This is a genomic window from Pseudomonas sp. AM8, assembly GCF_036346475.1.
GTDB lineage: Bacteria > Pseudomonadota > Gammaproteobacteria > Pseudomonadales > Pseudomonadaceae > Aquipseudomonas > Aquipseudomonas marginalis.
Genome location: NZ_JAOTNX010000011.1, coordinates 12,624 through 33,073, shown reverse-complemented (window position 1 = coordinate 33,073; position 20,450 = coordinate 12,624). Strand labels below are relative to the sequence as shown.

The window sequence follows — 20,450 nt, the reverse complement described above, 5'->3', positions numbered from 1 at the left end:
TTTCGAAGGAACCGTCATCGCTTGACTTGCCACCCACACACCGAATCCCAGGGAGGACAATCCGCTCACAAGGACACATAAAGTAAGTCTTGTGGAGTTTCCTTAATGCATATCTCTGACTTCAGGCCCGCGCCCCCCCAAACCGGTGTTCCACCTGCTCGTCCCGCATCATCTACACCAGCAGCCCAGAACGACAGCCCAGGCCCACAACCCGCCCCCGCCAGGTCTCGTTCGTCCGTACGGGGACTCGCCAGCCTCTCCGCCCCTTACTCGTCGGGCATAAATCCCGCCACTGCCATCCGCAGCCCTCTCTCGAATCACTTCAAGATCGGCGATCTGCAGTTACTGAATGAACAGTACTCCGGCCTCATGGACGAGATGGCCTCACAGCAACGCCAGCGTCCTGATTTCAAAAGCTTTTTGCAGACACGGCTGGCACAGGCGTTTCCTCAACTGAATCCCCTCGACCCGGACAAGGTTTCGTTCAATAGCTATACGTCAAGCAACGGCGTAGAACAGTTGAAATCCTCCGAGCCAATAATGACTGCCTTGAGCCGCGCGATTCGGGAAATCTATGCCAACCCGAGCAAACAGCTATTCGAGACACCGGGGGTCAGGACCGAATTCGTGACCCAGCCAGCGCCCGATCAGGCCGCCAATGTCCTCCAGCCCACCGGCTCGCTGCACACCATCGCCAGGAGCATTGCCACCGAGTACGCTCAGACGCTTCGGGAATACTGGACCACGCCCCAGCTTTCAGCGAACTCGCCCTCGCCACAGGACCAACTGCTATGGGTCCACAAACAGCAACTGTCGACCTTGGCAGCCATCCGCAAGATGGACGGCACCCTGAGCCCGGCCAGTAAAGAGTTGATCGACAACGCGCTGCGCTACCCGTCTCTAAAGGAACGGGAAAGTAAACTGCCTGACGGATCAAGACCCGGTGTGTACCCCATCACCATTGATGACGGCACACTACAGGGTGCAGCCTTCGCCGGTGCGTTCATGATCACCAGCAAGGATGGCTCTTCAGCGTCCACCCCGACCTGGCCTGCCACCGGTCGGGAGATTAAGCTCAACGACCAGAATGGCCCCGTGGTGCTCTATACCCCCAGCGAAGGTTTCGAGGAGTTCGCAACCCCGGCACTGTTACGCGAAGCACTGGCGCAACGGCTCGACAGCGGCGGGCCGGCCGCCGAGCTGTTGAGGCAAAGCCTGCCGCTTTCGCTGCAAAACCGCGCGTCGCCGCCTACGGGAGATGACTTGATGCTAGGCGTGGCGCCCCTGGCCGGGGATGTGCAGGCAGAGGGGATAAATTTGCTGCTCCAGCGCCAGGGCGCGGAAGTCGATGCGTTGATGGCCAGGACATTCACCCCGCAGCGGCCATCAAGCCCCGCACCAACGCTGGGGCCCACGCTCATGACGGCCCTGGATGATGCCGCTGACTGGTCGGCACAAGTCGACGGCAGCAACGCCATGCTTGCGCGTAACGAGAAATTGGCCGAGAAAGGCCAGCCGGACTGGTTGAAAAACCTCAGTCCCGCTCAGGAATTTCTCTACAGCCGCTTGGAAGGGAAAGCGACAAAGAGCGCTGAACAACTCGCGCCCCTGCTGGAAAACATTCCTTCCTTATCCAGCTTTGCCACGTCGCAAATGAATGAGGCGCTGAAACAGGCTTACCCCCAGGCTAATGTGGACGCCGATCAACTGATGGTTAAAGTAGTCACCAAGACGCGTTTCCACCTCGGTCGCTCCGGTATTCCACACCCCCCCTCCACGACCACCACCTACCTGCCACTGTCCGACCTGGCCCTGAAAAACCCAAGCCAATGGGAAATGGGCGAAAGCCACAAGCACACCGAGACCACCATGACCCTGGCGCTGCAAGACACCAAGGGCTCACCGGTTCTAGATGATCAGAAGCGGCCGATCACCCTCGATACACAACAACTCAAGCGCCTGGTCAACACTGCGGATGTGGGTGGCGAATACACCAAGCTGCTGGAGACGCGCATGGCACCGGATGCCGAATCGGGGCCGGCGGCTGATTTACACAAGACGTGGAAGGCCAGCAATGCCGACTTGATGGAGAAAGAAGCGTTCCTGGCACAACTCAACCCCGGTGGGTTCCAAGCAGATGCCAGCACCGACAAGACCTTGAAGCGGGGCGTACAGTGGATCAACGCGGTCCTGGATCATCCGGACCCGGCCCAGCGTGCGGAGGTGGATGGACAAACGATTGTTGCCAACACCCTGCTCCAGTTGGGCCAACCGGTTCGCGGCGTGATGGTCATCGGCAATCAAACGGACGCTTCTGTAGTGCTCTACAGCCCCGGAGCCCCCGACGGACTGGCGTTCAGGGAACTGCCCAACCTGGACGCATTGACGACGTTGCTGGAGAAGAAAGAATGGCAGGCCTATACCCAGAGCAGAAAATCGCCAACGGAAAAGAACGATTTTCAGCAATCCGTGGACGCTGCGCGCCGAGTCGTCACCAGTGGGGGCACCGATCTTCTTGCAGCCGCCGAGATTCTGGACAATGCAAGAAAACGTCTCCCCGGTTCCATAACCCTAAAGCCGATAGAAACAGACATCCACGATGAATTGTTCACTCAACAGACGCGCCTGCTAATCGATAAAGCCGACTTCCAGTCAACCAGCAGTGCAGAAGTGAACGCCGAATCGACGCGTAACAAGATCATGTTTGGCGTGGAGGTGGGCAGCCTGTTTCTGGACCTCATACCGGTCATCGGCCGGGGCATTTCTACCGGGGTGAAGGTGGGCAGTCGGCTCGGCCGAGCGGCACTGAAAGCCATCCAGAGCAATGCCCGGCACTTGCCCGGTGGGCTGCTCACACGCGGCGGCCGGGTCAACCTTTTCGCCGACTTCACCGCGCTTGCATCAGGCCTGCCCAATGTGCCGAGCACGCCTTTGCGTCCGGTGTTTCGCGCGGCGGGAACGCCCGTCCCCGTCGCTCCCGTCGCAAGGTCGCTGCTCACCCAGGGAACGCCCCCGCCCGGCGCGCCTGTCCCGCCTGCCGTCCCTTCGACCAGCGCGGGCATCAGGGCGTCCCAGGCAACCCCCTCTCCCAGCGTGCCCGTCCCGCCCGCCATCCCTTCGACCAGCGCGGGCATCAGGGCGTCCCAGGCAATCCCCAGCCCCGTCGTGCATTCCGTTACGCCACCGCGAGACCTGAGCGCCTACTCCGTCCCTGAAGACACGCTTAGAGGCGTCCGACCAAACGCCAATGGCATTTATCAAGTGGGAGAAAACTGGTACATCCGCTATACCGACAGTACAGGGATCAACAAGCCGTATCAGATCGACTCTGCGTTCAAAGCAAGGTACGGACAGGTGAGCATTGTTGACCCAAACGCAGCGCCGGATGCGCCGAGGACCATCAGGAACGTGGCACATATGCAATCCACGGGGAATGGAGAATGGAGGCAGAGTGAGTTGTCGGGCGGCAGGCGTGGTGCGCAAAGAAGGCAAAGCCCTACTCCCCCAGTCGAATACCTGGACTACCTGTTTGCCGGTGGTGCCGACTTCACGGCCCAGCAGGGCACCCGGGGCACCGCTCGTCGCTGGTTCAGAAATGACATGAATGCGTTTTACGAACGCCAGGCTGCTGGTGCATTACCCCCTCGCCCGAATGTCCAGGCTAACGCAGCGGGCACCTCACCAAGTGACTTGATGCGGTCACAGCTCGAGAGATTCAACGGCGTGGTTTTAGGCGAACAACACAATCAGGTTGCCACCGATCTTCTACTGATAAACAACATGCCCATGTACAGGGAGCTTGGAGTGACAACTCTGTTGCTCGAAGGCGCACCCGGCATACAGCTGACCCCCTACTCCATGGCCGATGTAAACATGATACCTGCGCGCCCACGTAACTCGGAATACTTGGGCAATACCCCTTCTCGAGCGGCATTGCTGGCAGCGGCAGAAAAAAATGGCATCAAGATAGTAGGACTGGAACATGAACACCTGACACAGCATGTCACCCGCAGTTCTGAAGCCGACAGCCTCAATCTGCGTCACACCAATGATCGCCAGAAAGAGCTTAATTACTATGCCGCCAAGCTCATCAATAGAATTCCACCGGAAGAAAAATGGATTGCTGTTGTAGGAAGGTCACACATGAATACCAGCAGGGGCGTTCCGGGCATTGCGGAACTGACCGGCACACCCGGGATAGGCGTCTATGACAGCGCCAGAGGAGCCCCCAGCGTGGTTCACCCCTCGAACGGCTCACGACCGGACCCAAACAAACGTCTTAGCCCGGACGAACTAGTCGGTGACTATCAAATCCATCTAAATGTGGACCAGTACCGCAAGCCTCTTCCTGACCAATAACGGGTGTGGAACACACCTGGCATCAACAATCCGGCGGTTGTTTTTTCAGCCGCCGGACTTGCTTGGGGAAACCGTCTTTGCAAAAAGCAAGATTGCCCCAACCCAAAACCTTACGCAAAAAAATAAATACAAAGAGATAAAAACAGCTATAAAATCTCGAATCCAGCTAAAAAAGTGGAACTTATCTCAATTCGTCCGCACCTACTTGTCATCTTTCAACCCTGCGGTTAGGGTTGGGCCTATGAAAACCTCTCACACCCTCATCCAGCTTCGCCAGCACCGCAGCCTGTGCCTCGTCAGCGCACGACTGCCAGGCTGAATCGATCTGCCTCGTCTTTACGTTTTATCCCTAAAAACAGTTCTACGGCAGGCCGCCTTTTCTCGGCCCCTACAACAAAGGATTTCCCGATGAGCATGCTCAAAGACCCGTCTTCGAAGTACCGCGCGTTTCCGACCATCGATATCCCGGACCGCACCTGGCCTTCCAAAACCATCACCACCGCGCCGATCTGGTGCAGTTCCGACCTGCGTGATGGCAACCAGTCGCTGATCGAGCCGATGGACGCGGTGAAAAAGCTGCGCTTCTGGAAGACCCTGGTCGCGGTCGGCGTGAAGGAAATCGAGGCGTCGTTCCCTGCCGCATCGCAAACCGACTTCGACTTCGTGCGTACCCTGATCGAAGACAACCACATCCCCGAGGACACCACCATCCAGGTGCTGACCCAGGGCCGTGAAGACTTGATCGCACGCACCTTCGAATCCCTGCGCGGCGCCAAAAAGGCCATTGTGCACCTGTACAACGCCACATCGCCGTCGTTCCGCCGCATCGTGTTCAACCAGGACAAGGACGGCATCAAGGCCATCGCGGTCAACGCGGCCAAGCTGTTCGTCAAGTACGCCGCCCAGCAGCCGGAAACCCAGTGGACCTTCGAGTACTCGCCGGAGACTTTCAGCGCTACCGAACTGGAGTTCGCCAAGGAAGTCTGTGACGCGGTGATCGAGGTCTGGAACCCGACGCCTGAGCACAAGATGATCCTCAACCTGCCGGCCACCGTCGAGTGCGCCACGCCGAACATCTATGCCGACCAGATCGAGTGGTTCGGTCGCCATATCAATCGTCGTGACAGCGTGATCATCAGCCTGCACACCCACAACGACCGCGGCACCGGCGTAGCCGCCACCGAGCTGGGCCTGATGGCCGGCGCGGACCGTGTCGAGGGTTGCCTGTTCGGTAACGGCGAGCGTACCGGTAACGTCGACCTCGTCACCGTGGCGTTGAACATGTACACCCAAGGCCTCGACCCGCAGCTGGACTTCTCCGACATCGACGGCGTGCGTAAAGTCGTCGAGGAGTGCAACCAGATCCAGGTACACCCACGTCATCCGTACGTCGGCGATCTGGTGCATACCGCCTTCTCCGGTTCTCACCAGGACGCGATCCGCAAGGGCTTCTCCCAGCAGAAAGAGGATGCGCTGTGGGAAGTGCCGTATTTGCCGATCGACCCGGCCGACATCGGTCGCAGCTACGAGGCGGTGATCCGCGTGAACAGCCAGTCGGGCAAAGGCGGCATCGCCTACCTGCTGGAGCAGGAATACGACATCAGCCTGCCGCGCCGCATGCAGATCGAGTTCAGCCAGGTGGTCCAGGCCGAAACCGACCGTGTGGGCCTGGAGATGACCGCACCGCAGATCTACGCCTTGCTGCAGCGTGAATACCTGCAAGCCAACACCCCGTATGCGCTGGTCAGCCATCGCCTGCAGGAAGAGAACGGCAACAGCTTTGTCGAAGTGGAAGTCTCGGGCAAGGGCCAGGGCGAAACCAACCTGCACTGGAAAGGCAAAGGCAACGGCGCACTGGAAGCGCTGGTGGCCGGCCTGCCAATTGGGGTGGAGATCATGGACTACAACGAACATGCCATCGGCGCAGGCACCAACGCCAAGGCCGCGGCCTATATCGAACTGCGTGTGAACGGTGAACGCCCGGTGCATGGCGTGGGTATTGATGAAAACATCACCACAGCGAGCTTCAAGGCACTGTTCAGTGCACTGAACCGCTCGTTGAGCCAGCAGGAAGCGAAAGCGGCGTAACCTTCGCCGTCATACAGAAGGCCCCTGGGTGAGAACCCAGGGGCCTTTTTTATTGAGTTTCAGATTTGGGTTGCCCCCGATAACGGCCTGTCAGACAAACTGAAAGCTATCGGCATCCAGGTTCGCCGGAAACCTGGTGCGGTACGCCGCCAGTTCAGCCGCGTCCAGGCACACCTGGAACACCCCGTCCGCCTCCCCCGCACTCAGCAGGCTCTCACCCTGGAAATCCAGCACCTGGCTATCACCGGTGTAGGCAAAGCCCTTGCCGTCGGTGCCCACTCGATTCACCGCCGCTACGTAGCACAGGTTCTCGATAGCCCGCGCCGGCAACAAGCGGTTCCAATGCTGGCGCCGCGCCCCCGGCCAATTGGCGGTGTACAGCAGCAAGTCAGTGTCCTGGGCATCCCGACTCCACACCGGGAAGCGCAGGTCGTAGCAAATCAGCGGCCGAACACGCCAGCCTTTTAATTCGAACTGCACCTGGCGCTCGCCGGGGGTGTAGTGATTGTGTTCACCGGCCATACGAAACAGATGACGCTTGTCGTAGTGCAACACCTCGCCATCCGGCCGCGCCCACAACAGGCGGTTGCGGTGGCTGCCATCAGCGGCCTGGATGATCACGCTGCCGGTGATCACGGCGTTGTACTTCGCAGCCTGGGCCTGGAGCCACTGATGGGTCGGGCCGTTTTCCGGCTCGGCGAGGGTTTGCGACGCCATGGAGAAACCGGTGGTGAACATTTCCGGCAGCACGATCAGGTCGGCACCGCGGGCCTGCTCCAGCAGCCCCTCGAAATGCTCGAGGTTGGCCTGGCGGTCGTGCCAGGCCAGGGTGGTCTGGACCAGGGCGATATTCAAGTCAGGCAATGCCGTCAGATCACGCATAGTTTTTCAGCCGCTTGTCGCAGCGTCTCCTCGCGCTTGGCAAAACACAGGCGCACCAGGCGCTGGCCTTGCGGTGGGCTCTGGTAGAACACCGAGACCGGGATGGTCGCCACGCCATGCTCGCGGGTCATCCACAGGGACATGGCGACGTCATCCAGGTCCGGGCGTATTTGTGAGTAATCGACCAACTGGAAGTAGGTACCGGCCACCCGGCTAAAGCTGAAACGCGACGGTGCCAGCAGGTCGCAGAACAGGTCGCGCTTGGCCTGGTAGAACCCCGGCAGTTCATCGACGTGCTCCGGGTGTTCGGCCATGAAATCGGCCAACGCGAACTGCAACGGGGTCACGCCACAGAAATTGACGTATTGATGCACCTTGCGCAGTTCGGCCGTCAGGGCCGGTGGCGCGACCACGTAGCCGGTTTTCCAGCCGGTGACGTGGTAGGTCTTGCCGAAGGAGCTGACCACGAACGCTCGCGGGTACAGCTCTTCATGGGCCAGCACGCTGACGTGGGGCACGCCGTCGAATACCAGGTGTTCGTAGACCTCGTCGCTGACCAGGTAGATATCGCGGTCGCGGATCAGTTCGGCCAACTGGTCCAGCTCGGCGCGGCTGATCAGCGCGCCGGTTGGGTTGTGCGGAGTATTGAGGATGATCATGCGCGTACGTGGCGACAGCGCAGCCTTGATCCTCTCGAAGTCCAATGCAAAGCCTTGCAGGCTCAGTTGCACATGCACGCAGCGGCCACCGGCCAGTTCTACTGAAGGCTCATAGCTGTCGTAGCAGGGGTCGAACACTATGACCTCATCGCCAGTGCGAATCACCGCCTGGATCGCGCAGAAGATCGCGGCGGTGGCGCCAGGGGTGATGGTCACTTCACTGTCGGCATTCACCGTGGCGCCATAGCTGCGGGCGATCTTGGCCGCCACTTGCTGGCGCAAGGCCGGCAGGCCGGTCATCGGTGAATATTGGTTGTGCCCGCTGGCGACATGTTTGCCCACGGCATCGAGCAAAGCCTGAGGCCCATTGAAGTCGGGAAACCCCTGGGACAGGTTGAGCGCGCCGGTTTCGGCAGCGAGTTGCGACATGGTAGTGAAAATAGTCGTGCCGACATTTGGCAGCTTGCTGGTGATCATGGGAGCCCCCTTCGGGTGAGCTGCAAGTTTTAAGCTGCAAGCTGCAAGCAGGTCAAGGGGCAAACCGCCAGGCACAAAAAAGGGCTCCAAAGGAGCCCTCTCTTGCAGCCTGTAACTTACAACGTGAAGCGGCTGCTATTTCTTGTCGCGACGCTTCTTGTCGGCCTTCTTGTGGTGAGTCATCAAACGACGCTTCTTGTTCACCTGACGGTCAGTCAATGTGTTCTTGTTGCCTTCGTATGGGTTCTCGCCCCCCTTGAACTCGATACGGATCGGCGTACCGACCAGTTTCAAGACGCGGCGGTAGGTGTTTTCCAGGTAACGCACGTAGGACTTGGGTACCTTCTCGATCTGGTTACCGTGGATCACGATAATCGGCGGGTTGGCACCACCCAAGTGGGCGTAACGCAGCTTGATCCGGCGGTTGTTGACCATCGGCGGCGCGTGCTCGCCAACGGCGTCTTCGAGGATCTGGGTCAGACGGTTGGTCGGCCAACGGGTAACGGCGGACTTGAACGAGTTCTGTACGGAAGCGTAGAGATTACCCACACCCGTGCCGTGCAGGGCCGAGATAAAGTGGATATCGGCGAACTCGACGAAGAACAGGCGGCGCTGCAGCTCGATCTTGACGAAATCGCGCTCGCTCGGCGTCATGCCGTCCCACTTGTTGATCGCAATAACCAGCGCCCGACCGGCTTCGAGGGCAAAGCCCAGCAGGTTGAGGTCGTGGTCCACCACGCCTTCGCGGGCGTCCATCACGAAGATCACCACGTTGGCGTCTTTGATCGCCTGCAGGGTTTTCACCACGGAGAACTTTTCAACTTCCTCGTGGATCTTGCCGCGCTTGCGCACACCGGCGGTGTCGATCAGCGTGTACTTCTCGTCGTTACGCTCGAACGGGATGTAGATGCTGTCGCGGGTGGTGCCGGGCTGGTCGTAGACGATTACCCGGTCTTCACCGAGCATGCGGTTGACCAGGGTCGACTTGCCCACGTTCGGGCGGCCGATGATCGCGATCTTGATACCGTCTTTTTCGCTTGGACCCGGAATGCGCTTGGCTTCCTCGCCTTCGGCAACGACCTCTTCTTCGCCTTCTTCTTCCTCGGCGTCATCCTTGGGGAAGTCGCGCAGGGCGATTTCCAGCATCTGGGTGATGCCGCGACCGTGGGCACCGGCGACCGGGATCGCGTCGCCAAGACCCATCGGACTGAATTCGGCACGGGCCGCCTCAGGGTCGATGTTGTCGATCTTGTTGGCGACCAGATAGGAACGCTTGTTGCGCTTGCGCAGGTGCTCGCCAATCATCTGGTCGGCAGCGGTGTAGCCCGCGCGGGCGTCCACCAGGAACAACACGACATCGGCTTCTTCAATGGCCAGCAGGGACTGCTCGGCCATCTTTTCGTCCATGCCATGCTCATCACCGGAGATACCACCGGTGTCGACAATAATGTAGGAGCGCCCTTGCCACTTTGCCTCACCGTATTGGCGATCACGGGTCAGACCGGACAAGTCGCCGACGATGGCGTCACGAGTCCTGGTCAGGCGGTTGAACAAGGTGGACTTGCCGACGTTAGGTCGGCCCACCAGGGCGATTACGGGAACCATGCGGCTCTCCACTTCGTTATTTCAGAAAATACAAAAGCCGCTGCAAGGCAGCGGCTGGTGCTCGACTGTAGGAGCGAGCTTGCTCGCGAAAAACGCAATGGCACCGCGTTTATTCAGACAGCACGCGTTATCGTTAACGATTTTCGCGAGCAAGCTCGCTCCTACAGGTGAAGCTGCTTGAGGGGTTACCCCCAAGCATAGTTCTTACTTGATGGTCAGGGCTTCCAGCTTGCCGCTGTTGCCAAACACATAAAGCATGTTGCCCACCACCAGCGGACGAGCACGCAGGCCGTCGCTGTCGATACGCTCACGACCTACAAAACGACCATCCACCTGGCTCAGCAGGTGCAGGTAGCCTTCGAAGTCGCCGACCGCTACATAGCTGGAGAACACTTCCGGAGCCGACAGTTGACGACGGGCCAGGGAGTCATTGCTCCACAGTGCAGTGGTGGAACGCTCATCGACACTTTCAACGGTGCCGGACGCCAGGCTTACGTAGACGCTGCCAAACCCTTGGGCGACACCCGCATAACTGGAAGCATCACGCTGCCAGTTGACCCGGCCGCTCTGCAGGTCCAGCGCGGCAACGCGGCCCTGGTAAGTGGCGACGTAGAGGGTTTCGCCCGACAGCAGCAAGCCACCGTCGATGTCCACTACGCGATCCAGCTCGGAACGACCTTGGGGGATGGCCACACGGGTTTCCCAGGCCGGCACGCCGTTCCTGGTGTCCAGGGCAACTACTTTACCGGTCGACAGGCCTGCAACGGCCAGATTGTTGGTCACAACCGGACCACTGGTACCGCGCAAGGTCAGCACCGCCGGGGTGCTGTCGTACAACCAACGCTGTTCGCCGGTGCTGGCGTCCAGGCCGATCACACGGTCATCCTGGGTTTGCACCACGACGATATCGCCGTTGGTGGCAGGCGGTGCGAGGACTTCACTGGTCACGCGAGCGCGCCATTTCTCTTCACCGGTGCTGGAGTCCAGCGCCACGACTTCGCCCTTGAGCGTGCCGAGCATGACCATGCCGTAACCCACGCCTACGGCGCCGGATACAGGCAATTCGAGGTCTTTCTTCCACTTCACGTCGCCGTTCATGCGATCCATGGAGATCACCACGCCGGTTACGTCAGCGGCCACAATGTTGTCACCGTCGATTGCCGGCACCAGCATGTTGTAGGTCTCGCCCTGGCCATCACCGATGGAGCGGCTCCATTGCTTTTGCAGGACGACTTCTTCCTTGAAGCTGGTCAGCTCGGCCGGAGGCAGTTCTTTTTTACTGTTGCTGCTGCAACCCGCGGCCAGAACGGCCAGAGCCAGCAATGCTGCATGTTTCCAACGGATCACGTCATGCATCCCCTTTGGCCAAGTCGTCCAGCTTGATTTGTAAGCCACCGACCGCCGCTTCATCAGACAGCGCCGCCTTGGCTTTCTTGTACGCAGCATTGGCTTCGTCGGTACGACCCAATTGGACCAACAGGTCGCCCTTGAGCTCTTCGCGAGTGGCTACAAATGCCTTGTCCGCATCGCCGTCGAGCAGTTTGAGTGCTTCGTCAGCCTTGTTCTGTGCCGCCAATACCTGGGCCAGGCGCTGACGCGCGATTTCACCCAGGGTCGGGTTGGTCGGCTTGTCGGCGATGGCCTTGAGTTCTGCGGCGGCGTCATCCAGCTTGCCGGTATCGACCGCGACTTTCGCGACGAACAGGCTGCCGTATTGGGCGTAGGTGCTGCCGCCGAATTCGTTCTTCAGCTTGCCTGCCAGGTCTGCAACCTGCGCGGGGTCGGGCTTGCCGTCCGGCGTCAGGGTGGTTTCCAGCAATTGCTGATAAACGATCGAGGCGCCCTGGGACTGGTTGGCCTGATACTTTGTCCAGGCTTGCCAGCCGAACACCACCACTAAAGCCAGCAGACCGCCAGTAACCAAGGGCTTGCCGTTACGCTGCCACCAGTCCTTGAACTCGGCCAACTGCTCATCATCAGTACTCGACACCCCAATACTCCTTAATCGCTAAATTCGGCTGTTCGACAGCTTCAACCCTGCACGACGCAGGTGGCCAAGTGCGCAGCGAGCGCATCAAAGGCAATGTTCTGTTGCTCGCCCTGGCCACGCAGGGGTTTGAAACCTATCACTTGCTGGGCCAGCTCGTCATCGCCAAGGATCAGTGCGTACAGCGCACCGCTCTTGTCGGCCTTCTTGAACTGGCTCTTGAAGCTGCCTGCGCCGGCATTGACCTGAAGGCGCAGGTTGGGCAACTGGTCACGTACTTTTTCGCTCAGGGCCAGGGCGGCCAGTTCGGCGGCCTCGCCAAAGGCGCACAGGTACACGTCCACCTGACGGGAGATTTCTTCCGGAACCTGCTCCAGGGTTTCCAGCAGCAGGATCAGCCGCTCGATCCCCATGGCGAAGCCCACGCCGGTGGTCGGCTTGCCGCCCATCTGCTCGACCAGGCCGTCGTAACGGCCGCCCGCACACACGGTGCCCTGGGCGCCGAGCTTGTCGGTGACCCACTCGAACACGGTCTTGCTGTAGTAATCGAGGCCACGCACCAGCTTGGTATTGATCACGAACGGAATGCCGGCCGCGTCCAGACGAGCCTTGAGGCCTTCGAAGTGAATGCGGGATTCGTCGTCCAGGTAATCGGCCATTTTCGGCGCATTGACCAGCACGGCCTGGGTGTCGGCGTTCTTGGTATCGAGGACGCGCAACGGGTTGGTCTTCAGACGACGCTGGCTGTCTTCATCCAACTTGTCCAGGTGGGCGGACAGGTACTCGACCAGGGCCACTTTATAGCGGCCGCGGGATTCACTGGTGCCCAGGCTGTTGAGCTCAAGCTTGACCGCGTCGCGGATGCCCAGCAGGCCCCATAGGCGCCACGTCAGCACGATCAGCTCCGCGTCGATGTCCGGGCCGTCGATGTTGAATACTTCCAGGCCGATCTGATGAAACTGGCGATAACGGCCTTTCTGTGGACGTTCGTGACGGAACATCGGGCCGATGTACCACAGTTTCTGCGGCTGGCCAGCACCGGTGAGGCCATGCTCAAGCACGGCGCGCACGCACGCGGCAGTACCTTCCGGACGCAAGGTCAGGGAGTCGCCGTTACGGTCTTCAAAGGTGTACATCTCTTTTTCGACGATGTCGGTCACTTCACCGATGGAGCGTTTGAACAGCTCGGTGAACTCGACGATCGGCATGCGGATCTGCTTGTAACCGTAGTTATCCAGCAGGCGCGCGACAGTACCCTCGAGGTAGCGCCACAACGGCGTTTGCTCCGGCAGGATGTCGTTCATGCCACGAATGGCTTGCAGAGACTTGCTCACATCAAATCCTTAAATTCGTTCAATCAGCCGCGAGCGATCAGCGCTGCGTCAGCCGCGACCTTTTCGGCCGCTTTCTCGCGGATCAGCTTTTCCAGCTCATCCACCAGATTGTCATTCGTTAACTTCTGCGACGGCTTACCGTCGATGTAAATCAGGTTCGGTGTACCGCCGGTCAAGCCCACATGGGCTTCCTTGGCTTCACCCGGGCCGTTGACCACACAACCGATCACTGCAACATCCAGCGGCACCAGCAGGTCTTCGAGGCGCAACTCCAGGTCGTTCATGGTTTTCACCACGTCGAAGTTCTGCCGCGAGCAACTCGGGCAGGCAATGAAGTTGATGCCGCGTGAACGCAAACGCAGGGATTTGAGAATGTCGTAGCCGACTTTCACTTCCTCTACCGGGTCTGCCGCCAACGAGATGCGGATAGTATCGCCAATCCCTTCGGCGAGCAGCATACCGAGACCCACCGCAGATTTCACTGTGCCTGAGCGCAAACCGCCGGCTTCGGTGATGCCCAAGTGCAGCGGCTGCACGATTTCCTTGGCCAGCAGGCGGTAGGCTTCCACCGCCATGAACACGTCGGAGGCCTTTACGCTGACCTTGAAGTCCTGGAAGTTCAGGCGTTCGAGGTGTTCAACATGACGCAGTGCAGACTCGACCAGCGCTGCCGGGGTCGGCTCGCCGTACTTCTTTTGCAGGTCTTTTTCCAGGGAACCGGCGTTGACGCCGATGCGGATCGGGATCCCGCGATCACGGGCAGCGTCCACCACAGCGCGCACACGGTCTTCACGACCGATGTTGCCCGGGTTGATGCGCAGGCAATCGACACCCAACTCGGCCACACGCAAGGCGATCTTGTAGTCGAAGTGAATGTCGGCAACCAGCGGCACCTTGACCAGCTGCTTGATGCGACCGAAAGCCTCGGCAGCGTCCATGTCCGGGACGGATACCCGAACGATGTCTACACCGGCCGCTTCCAGGCGATTGATCTGGGCAACGGTAGCGGCAACGTCATTGGTGTCGCTGTTGGTCATGCTCTGTACCGCGATGGGGGCGTCGCCACCCACCGGCACCGAGCCGACCCAGATCTTGCGCGATACGCGACGTTTGATTGGAGATTCGCCGTGCATGACTATTGTCCCAACTTCAGGCGAGCGGTCTCGCCAGTGGTGAACGGCGCTACGTCTACAGGCTGGCCGTTGTAGGCCACTTGCGCGCCACGGGCGAAGCCCAGACGCAGCGTCAAAGGAGGCTTGCCGCCCAGGTCGAGCGTATCGCCCTTACGCTTGAGACCACTGACCAGCACTTTGCCGTTGCCATCGGTGACTTGCGTCCAGCAGTCAGCGACGAAGGTAATTTGTACACGCCCGTCACCGGCAATCAACGCAGGGGTGGTGGGTGGTGAAATCGCAGGGGCTGCCGGAGCGGTTGGCGCCGTAGTCGCTGGCGCCGGGACCGGAGCAGCCGGTGTATGAGCCTGGGCAACCGGAGCCGCGGGGGTATGGGCTGGCGTGGCCGGTGTCACTGGGGCCGGTACGGCAGCGGTCGGGGCACTTTCCGGTTCGGACGGCTCAGCGGTGGCCGGGGTTTCGGGGGCAGCCTGGCCTTGGGCAACGGCCTGGTCTTCCGGCTCATCCAGCGGATGAATCTGGGTGGTGCCGTCGGCGCTCTCGACTTCGACGTGCTCCATGGCGTTGCTGGTCAGGTCTTTACTGCGCTGGGACGTCTGGTCTTGCCACCAGACGAAACCGCCGCCGATCACGGCGATCAGCAACAACAGGCTGACAATCCGCAGGATTGTGTGGGAAACCCGCACCGGCTCTTCGATGCGACCCAGGCCATGCACATTGCTGCCCTGGGAGTCGGTGCCGGTGAACTGGTCGAATTCCTGGACCAACACGGCCTGGTCGATGCCCAGCAACTTGGCGTATGCGCGGATATAGCCACGGGCGAAGGTATGCCCAGGCAGCTTTTCGAATGCGCCGGCCTCAAGGTTGCCCAGGGAGGTGGTGGTCAAATTGAGCTTGAGGGCCACTTCCGCCAGCGACCAACCATTGCTTTCGCGGGCCTGACGCAAGGTGTCGCCTGGGTTTACGCGATTAGCTGCTACAACTTCCGGGTGCGCCGCTTTCATCATTGCTCCGACAGGTATTGCTGATATTCCGGCGTACCGGGATAGAGTCGTTCGAGTTGCTGGCCAAAACGTGCGGCCGTGTCGTGTTCTTCATGAACCGTCGCCAGGCGCACGCCGAGCAATAGACTACGTGCATTTTGCCCGCTGAGCAGGCTAAAACGCTCGTAATAGTCACGTGCCGGCACATAATGCCTGTCTTCGTAGGACAACTCAGCCATTTCGAGCAACGCTCGTGGCTGATGGCCGTTCAAGTGCAGGGCTTTTTCCAGCTGCTGGCGTGCGCTGTCGCGCTGGCCGAGGTGCATCGAGGTCACCCCAAGGTTCTCGAACACCCGCGCGCGCCCAGGATAGAGGGTATCGGTACTGGCTTGCTGGAAATAAAGGGCGGCCTGGCCAAAACGCTTTTGCTTGAACAGGAAACTGCCGTAATTGTTCAGCAATTTCGGATCGGCAGGCCGTGCGGCCAGGGCTTTGTTGAAATACCGGTCAGCCAGTTCAGGCTCGGCCTGGGCCTGGAACACCAGGGCCAGCGCAGCATTGGCGTCGGCATCTTCGCTGTCCAGTTCAAGGGCTTTTTTCAACGGCACCTTGGCCTGCTCGCTCATGCCTTGGCGCAGGTAACCCAACCCCAGTTGCACATAGGCAACCCGCGCCTCGTCACGGCCCTTGCCGGTTTGCAAAGGGCTGTCATAGCCCGATGAAACACAACCGGCGGTGAGGCCGGTAACAAGCAAAAGCAGCGCAAGGCGCAAGGGCATAGAGATCCTCTCTCAGATTCGATTCACAGCAATTTGCGGCAGATCGTCGGCGGCGTTCAATTCACGCACGGCGATATAGCGCTCGCTGCGGCGGGTGCGGTCCATCACCTGCCCGACCAATTGACCACACGCGGCGTCGATGTCTTCACCACGGGTGGTGCGCACGGTGACGTTGTAGCCGGCCTGGTGCAGTTGATCCTGGAAACGGCGAATGGCGTTGTTGCTTGGCCGCTCGTAACCAGAATGTGGAAACGGGTTAAACGGAATCAGGTTGATCTTGCACGGGGTGTTCTTGAGCAGTTCAATCATCTCGACCGCGTGTTCGACCTTGTCGTTAACATCCTTGAGCATGGTGTACTCAATGGTCAGCACACGTTTTTCGCCCAAGGTCGCCATATAACGCTGGCAGGATTCGAGCAGCATCTTAAGCGGATACTTCTTGTTGATCGGCACCAATTGGTTACGCAATGCGTCATTGGGTGCGTGCAGCGACAACGCCAGGGAGACGTCGATGTGCTTGGCCAGCTCATCGATCATCGGGACCACGCCGGAGGTCGACAGGGTCACACGGCGCTTGGAGATGCCGTAGCCCAGGTCGTCCATCATCAGGTGCATGGCTGCGATGACGTTGTCGAAGTTCAGCAGCGGCTCACCCATGCCCATCATCACCACGTTGGTGATTGCACGGTCGACGGTCGCCGGGACGCTGCCAAAGGATTTGTTGGCAATCCACACCTGGCCGATCACTTCGGCGGCAGTGAGGTTGCTATTGAAGCCTTGCTTGCCGGTGGAGCAGAAACTGCAGTCCAGGGCACAGCCTGCCTGGGACGAAACGCACAAGGTACCGCGCTTGCCCTGGGGAATGTACACGGTCTCGACGCAGCTGCCGGACGCTACGCGCACCACCCACTTACGGGTGCCGTCGCTGGAGATGTCCTCGCTGACCACTTCGGGGCCACGTACTTCAGCAATAGCCTTGAGCTTGTCGCGCAGGGCCTTGCTGACGTTCGTCATGGCGTCGAAATCGTCGACGCCAAAGTGGTGAATCCATTTCATTACCTGACCGGCACGGAAACGCTTCTCCCCGATTGAGTCGAAGAATTTTTCCATTTCCTGTTGAGTCAGACCCAGCAGGTTGGTTTTTACAGTCGATGTCGTCATGGATTCACCCTCACTCTTTAAGCCGATGCTTAGCGAGTGGTTACTTCGGTAGCTGCGAAGAAGTACGAGATTTCGCGAGCAGCAGCGGCTTCGGAGTCCGAACCGTGAACAGCGTTGGCGTCGATGGAGTCAGCGAAGTCAGCACGAATGGTGCCGGCAGCGGCTTCTTTAGGGTTGGTAGCGCCCATCAGCTCACGGTTCAGAGCGATGGCGTTTTCGCCTTCCAGAACCTGAACAACAACAGGACCGGAGATCATGAAGGCAACCAGGTCGCCGAAGAAGCCACGAGCGCTGTGCTCAGCGTAGAAGCCTTCAGCTTCAGCCTTGGACAGTTGCTTGAGTTTCGAAGCTACAACCTTCAGGCCGGCTTTTTCGAAACGAGTGGTGATCTCGCCGATGACGTTTTTTGCAACAGCGTCAGGCTTGATGATGGAGAAAGTACGTTGAACAGCCATGGTGTAACTCCAGAAACGGTAATTTACGAAAAATTAAACCCGCGAATTATACGCGGGTTCTTGGGTATTGCCTAACTGCGTAAGGGAGGCGTCAGTCCTGCTCTTCTTTCCAGGCAGTCTGGATAGCTTCCAGGACCTTTTCGCCACCGCGATCGCGCTCATCATCAAAGCCTGGCAAGGCCATGACCATGTCACGCAAAGCAACAAAATTCAGGGAATAGGGATCCGTATCCGGGTTGCCGTCGGCCAACAGGATAGCGATCTCTTGCACATCAACCCATTTAAGACTCATGACACTTCCTTGAATCAGTGCGGCGCTTCGGCCGCATGGTTGAGCGAATATTTCGGAATTTCGACGGTGATGTCTTCAGTCCCGACCTTTGCCTGACAGCTTAGGCGAGAAGTGGCTTCCAGGCCCCAGGCGCGATCAAGAAAATCCTCTTCCAGCTCATCGGCCTCTTCCAGGCTACTGAAGCCTTCGCGAATGATGCAGTGGCAGGTGGTGCAGGCGCACACACCACCACAGGCACTTTCGATCTCGATGTGGTTGTCATGGGCAACTTCGAGGATGGACTTGCCGGTCTCAGCCTCAACAACCATACCGTCCGGGCAATGCTCGGCGTGTGGCAGAAAAATGACCTGCGGCATTAATTATTCCTCGATTTCATTCAGGTTGCGCCCGGCCAGTGCGGCTTTTACCGTCTGATCCATGCGGCGGGCAGCAAAGGCGTCAGTGACCTGCGACAAGCGCTTGGTCTGCTGCTCGATGGCGTAACCATCGTTGCCTTTCATCAGTTCGGCCAGCTCCTGCATCTGCAGGTCGATGACCATGCGCTCTTCGGCATCCAGCAAACGCTCGCCGTCGGCATCAAGGGCGCCCTGCACCGCTTCAAGCAGGCGCTGGGCATCCACTTGTTGCTCGCGCAGTACACGCGCGACCTTGTCGTCACCGGCGTATTGGAACGAATCCTTGAGCATCTTGGCGATTTCACCGTCAGTCAGGCCGTAGGACGGCTTGACCTGGATGCTGGCCTCCACGCCGGACGCCAGCTCGCGCGCGGCGACGCTGAGCAGGCCGTCGGCGTCGACCTGGAAGGTCACGCGAATCTTCGCCGCACCCGCGACCATGGCCGGGATGCCGCGCAATTCAAAGCGCGCCAGGGAGCGGCAGTCACTGATCAGCTCGCGCTCGCCTTGCAGCACATGAATCATCATCGCCGTCTGACCATCTTTATAGGTCGTGAAGTCCTGGGCGCGAGCGACGGGGATGGTGGTGTTCCGTGGAATCACCTTCTCCATCAGCCCGCCCATGGTCTCCAGCCCCAGGGACAGCGGGATCACGTCAAGCAGCAGCAGTTCGCCGCCATCGCGCTTATTGCCGGCCAGGGTATCGGCCTGGATGGCGGCGCCGATGGCGACCACCTGGTCCGGGTCGATTTCCGTCAGCGGCTGGCGACCAAAGGCTTCGGCCACGGCTTCGCGAACCCTTGGCACACGGGTTGAACCGCCGACCATGACCACGGCACCGACGTCTTCCAACTCGATACCGGAGTCACGCACGGCACGACGGCAGGCTTTCAGGCTGCGGGCGATCATCGGTTCGATCAGCGAATCAAAGGCTTCGCGAGTCAGCTTGGCGCACCAACTGCCGTAGGAAACGTCAACAGAAGCAGCGTCAGTCAGCGCCTCCTTGGCGGCACAGGCCGTTTGCAGCAAGTTACGCTGCTCGCCCGGATCCAGGTCAGCGGACAAGCCGGCGCTGCTGATGATCCAACCCGCGATGGCGTGGTCGAAGTCATCGCCACCCAGCGCTGTATCGCCACCGGTAGCCAGTACTTCGAACACGCCGCCAGTCAGGCGCAGGATCGAAATATCAAAAGTGCCACCACCCAGGTCGTAAATAGCGACCAGGCCTTCGGCATGCTGGTCCAGGCCATAGGCCACGGCCGCAGCAGTCGGCTCGTTGAGCAGGCGCAACACGTTCAGGCCGGCGAGTTTCGCCGCGTCCTTTGTGGCCTGGCGCTGGGCATCATCGAAATACGCCGGGACGGTGATCACCGCACCGACCAGTTCGCCACCCAGCGTGGTTTCCGCGCGCTGGCGCAGCACCTTGAGGATATCCGCCGACACTTCCACCGGGCTTTTCGGGCCCTGGACCGTGTCGATGAACGGCATATGGGATTCACCACCGACAAAGCGGTACGGCAGCTGGTCGCCCAATTGCTTGACGTCGGACAGGCCACGACCCATCAAGCGCTTGACCGACAGCACGGTGTTCAAAGGATCGGTAGACGCCGCCAACTTGGCCGACTCACCGACTTCGGTGCGGTCAGCGTGATAGCGCACGGCGGACGGCAGGATCACCTGGCCGTCAGCGTCGGGCAGCGGCTCGGACAGGCCGCTGCGCAAGGCAGCAACCAGGGAATTGGTGGTACCCAGGTCAATCCCCACCGCCAGGCGACGCTGGTGCGGTTGAGGGCTTTGGCCGGGTTCGGCGATTTGCAGTAGAGCCATGGTAATCAGGTCTTATCTGTCTATCAGGCGCGCA

16 protein-coding genes are annotated in these 20,450 nt (G+C 59.8%); 2 read left to right on the top strand and 14 right to left on the bottom strand.

Annotated features, from left to right (window positions below; translation table 11 throughout):
• The first annotated feature begins 105 nt into the window (after positions 1-105).
• Together V3W40_RS23905 and leuA are read left to right on the top strand one after the other, a co-directional pair.
• Positions 106-4,359, top strand: coding sequence for a membrane-targeted effector domain-containing toxin (locus tag V3W40_RS23905; protein WP_330215747.1), 4,254 nt, complete (start codon positions 106-108; stop codon positions 4,357-4,359).
• Between the two features lie 408 nt (positions 4,360-4,767).
• Positions 4,768-6,447, top strand: coding sequence for a 2-isopropylmalate synthase (leuA, locus tag V3W40_RS23900; RefSeq protein WP_027605424.1), 1,680 nt, complete (start codon positions 4,768-4,770; stop codon positions 6,445-6,447).
• 90 nt (positions 6,448-6,537) lie between these two features.
• Here the strand turns inward: leuA and V3W40_RS23895 are convergent, their stop codons facing one another.
• The 14 genes from V3W40_RS23895 to hscA all read right to left on the bottom strand — a co-directional run bounded on the left by V3W40_RS23895 (position 6,538) and on the right by hscA (position 20,416).
• A complete protein-coding gene (locus V3W40_RS23895) occupies positions 6,538-7,329 on the bottom strand; it encodes an amidohydrolase (protein WP_315872527.1) in 792 nt (263 codons plus the stop codon).
• Positions 7,317-8,465 (bottom strand): pyridoxal phosphate-dependent aminotransferase, encoded by a 1,149-nt coding sequence (locus V3W40_RS23890; protein ID WP_065924862.1) that lies wholly within the window; start codon positions 8,463-8,465, stop codon positions 7,317-7,319. The genes V3W40_RS23895 and V3W40_RS23890 overlap by 13 nt, the downstream gene beginning before the upstream one ends.
• A 135-nt stretch (positions 8,466-8,600) precedes the next feature.
• Positions 8,601-10,070, bottom strand: coding sequence for a ribosome biogenesis GTPase Der (gene der, locus V3W40_RS23885; protein ID WP_027605422.1), 1,470 nt, complete (start codon positions 10,068-10,070; stop codon positions 8,601-8,603).
• Positions 10,071-10,274: 204 nt separating this feature from the next.
• Positions 10,275-11,426, bottom strand: a complete 1,152-nt coding sequence (gene bamB / locus V3W40_RS23880; protein ID WP_065924864.1) for an outer membrane protein assembly factor BamB — start codon at positions 11,424-11,426, stop codon at positions 10,275-10,277.
• A complete protein-coding gene (locus V3W40_RS23875) occupies positions 11,419-12,060 on the bottom strand; it encodes a YfgM family protein (RefSeq protein ID WP_027605420.1) in 642 nt (213 codons plus the stop codon). Before V3W40_RS23875 ends, bamB begins: the two co-directional genes overlap by 8 nt.
• A 41-nt stretch (positions 12,061-12,101) precedes the next feature.
• Positions 12,102-13,391, bottom strand: coding sequence for a histidine--tRNA ligase (gene hisS / locus V3W40_RS23870; RefSeq protein ID WP_330215746.1), 1,290 nt, complete (start codon positions 13,389-13,391; stop codon positions 12,102-12,104).
• Positions 13,392-13,414: 23 nt separating this feature from the next.
• Positions 13,415-14,524 (bottom strand): flavodoxin-dependent (E)-4-hydroxy-3-methylbut-2-enyl-diphosphate synthase, encoded by a 1,110-nt coding sequence (gene ispG / locus V3W40_RS23865; RefSeq protein WP_003175952.1) that lies wholly within the window; start codon positions 14,522-14,524, stop codon positions 13,415-13,417.
• Between the two features lie 2 nt (positions 14,525-14,526).
• Positions 14,527-15,528 carry a RodZ family helix-turn-helix domain-containing protein gene (locus V3W40_RS23860; protein WP_330215745.1) on the bottom strand — a complete coding sequence of 334 codons (1,002 nt, stop codon included), beginning with the start codon at positions 15,526-15,528 and terminating at the stop codon, positions 14,527-14,529.
• Positions 15,528-16,286: a type IV pilus biogenesis/stability protein PilW gene (gene pilW / locus V3W40_RS23855; protein ID WP_330215744.1), complete on the bottom strand. Its 759-nt coding sequence runs from the start codon at positions 16,284-16,286 to the stop codon at positions 15,528-15,530. Before pilW ends, V3W40_RS23860 begins: the two co-directional genes overlap by 1 nt.
• Positions 16,287-16,298: 12 nt before the next feature.
• Complete coding sequence (rlmN, locus tag V3W40_RS23850) at positions 16,299-17,447, bottom strand: 23S rRNA (adenine(2503)-C(2))-methyltransferase RlmN (protein ID WP_027605416.1); 1,149 nt, start codon at positions 17,445-17,447, stop codon at positions 16,299-16,301.
• Between the two features lie 29 nt (positions 17,448-17,476).
• Entirely contained in the window at positions 17,477-17,902 is a 426-nt protein-coding gene (gene ndk, locus V3W40_RS23845) for a nucleoside-diphosphate kinase (protein ID WP_017846179.1), read from the bottom strand.
• A 91-nt stretch (positions 17,903-17,993) separates the two neighbouring features.
• Positions 17,994-18,194, bottom strand: coding sequence for a Fe-S cluster assembly protein IscX (gene iscX, locus V3W40_RS23840; protein ID WP_065924868.1), 201 nt, complete (start codon positions 18,192-18,194; stop codon positions 17,994-17,996).
• A gap of 14 nt (positions 18,195-18,208) precedes the next feature.
• A complete protein-coding gene (fdx, locus tag V3W40_RS23835; protein WP_065924869.1) occupies positions 18,209-18,550 on the bottom strand; it encodes an ISC system 2Fe-2S type ferredoxin in 342 nt (113 codons plus the stop codon).
• A gap of 3 nt (positions 18,551-18,553) precedes the next feature.
• Positions 18,554-20,416 carry a Fe-S protein assembly chaperone HscA gene (gene hscA, locus V3W40_RS23830; RefSeq protein ID WP_065939251.1) on the bottom strand — a complete coding sequence of 621 codons (1,863 nt, stop codon included), beginning with the start codon at positions 20,414-20,416 and terminating at the stop codon, positions 18,554-18,556.
• Between the last annotated feature and the right edge of the window lie 34 nt (positions 20,417-20,450).

What these genes read in the sequence shown, in the direction of transcription:
- V3W40_RS23905 (WP_330215747.1), top strand. Translation starts at nt 106, where the DNA reads ATGCATATCTCTGACTTCAGGCCCGCGCCCCCCCAAACCGGTGTTCCA.
- leuA (WP_027605424.1), top strand. Translation starts at nt 4,768, where the DNA reads ATGAGCATGCTCAAAGACCCGTCTTCGAAGTACCGCGCGTTTCCGACC.
- V3W40_RS23895 (WP_315872527.1), bottom strand. Translation starts at nt 7,329, where the DNA reads ATGCGTGATCTGACGGCATTGCCTGACTTGAATATCGCCCTGGTCCAG.
- V3W40_RS23890 (WP_065924862.1), bottom strand. Translation starts at nt 8,465, where the DNA reads ATGATCACCAGCAAGCTGCCAAATGTCGGCACGACTATTTTCACTACC.
- der (WP_027605422.1), bottom strand. Translation starts at nt 10,070, where the DNA reads ATGGTTCCCGTAATCGCCCTGGTGGGCCGACCTAACGTCGGCAAGTCC.
- bamB (WP_065924864.1), bottom strand. Translation starts at nt 11,426, where the DNA reads ATGCATGACGTGATCCGTTGGAAACATGCAGCATTGCTGGCTCTGGCC.
- ispG (WP_003175952.1), bottom strand. Translation starts at nt 14,524, where the DNA reads ATGCACGGCGAATCTCCAATCAAACGTCGCGTATCGCGCAAGATCTGG.
- V3W40_RS23860 (WP_330215745.1), bottom strand. Translation starts at nt 15,528, where the DNA reads ATGAAAGCGGCGCACCCGGAAGTTGTAGCAGCTAATCGCGTAAACCCA.
- pilW (WP_330215744.1), bottom strand. Translation starts at nt 16,286, where the DNA reads ATGCCCTTGCGCCTTGCGCTGCTTTTGCTTGTTACCGGCCTCACCGCC.
- rlmN (WP_027605416.1), bottom strand. Translation starts at nt 17,447, where the DNA reads ATGACGACATCGACTGTAAAAACCAACCTGCTGGGTCTGACTCAACAG.
- ndk (WP_017846179.1), bottom strand. Translation starts at nt 17,902, where the DNA reads ATGGCTGTTCAACGTACTTTCTCCATCATCAAGCCTGACGCTGTTGCA.
- iscX (WP_065924868.1), bottom strand. Translation starts at nt 18,194, where the DNA reads ATGAGTCTTAAATGGGTTGATGTGCAAGAGATCGCTATCCTGTTGGCC.
- fdx (WP_065924869.1), bottom strand. Translation starts at nt 18,550, where the DNA reads ATGCCGCAGGTCATTTTTCTGCCACACGCCGAGCATTGCCCGGACGGT.
- hscA (WP_065939251.1), bottom strand. Translation starts at nt 20,416, where the DNA reads ATGGCTCTACTGCAAATCGCCGAACCCGGCCAAAGCCCTCAACCGCAC.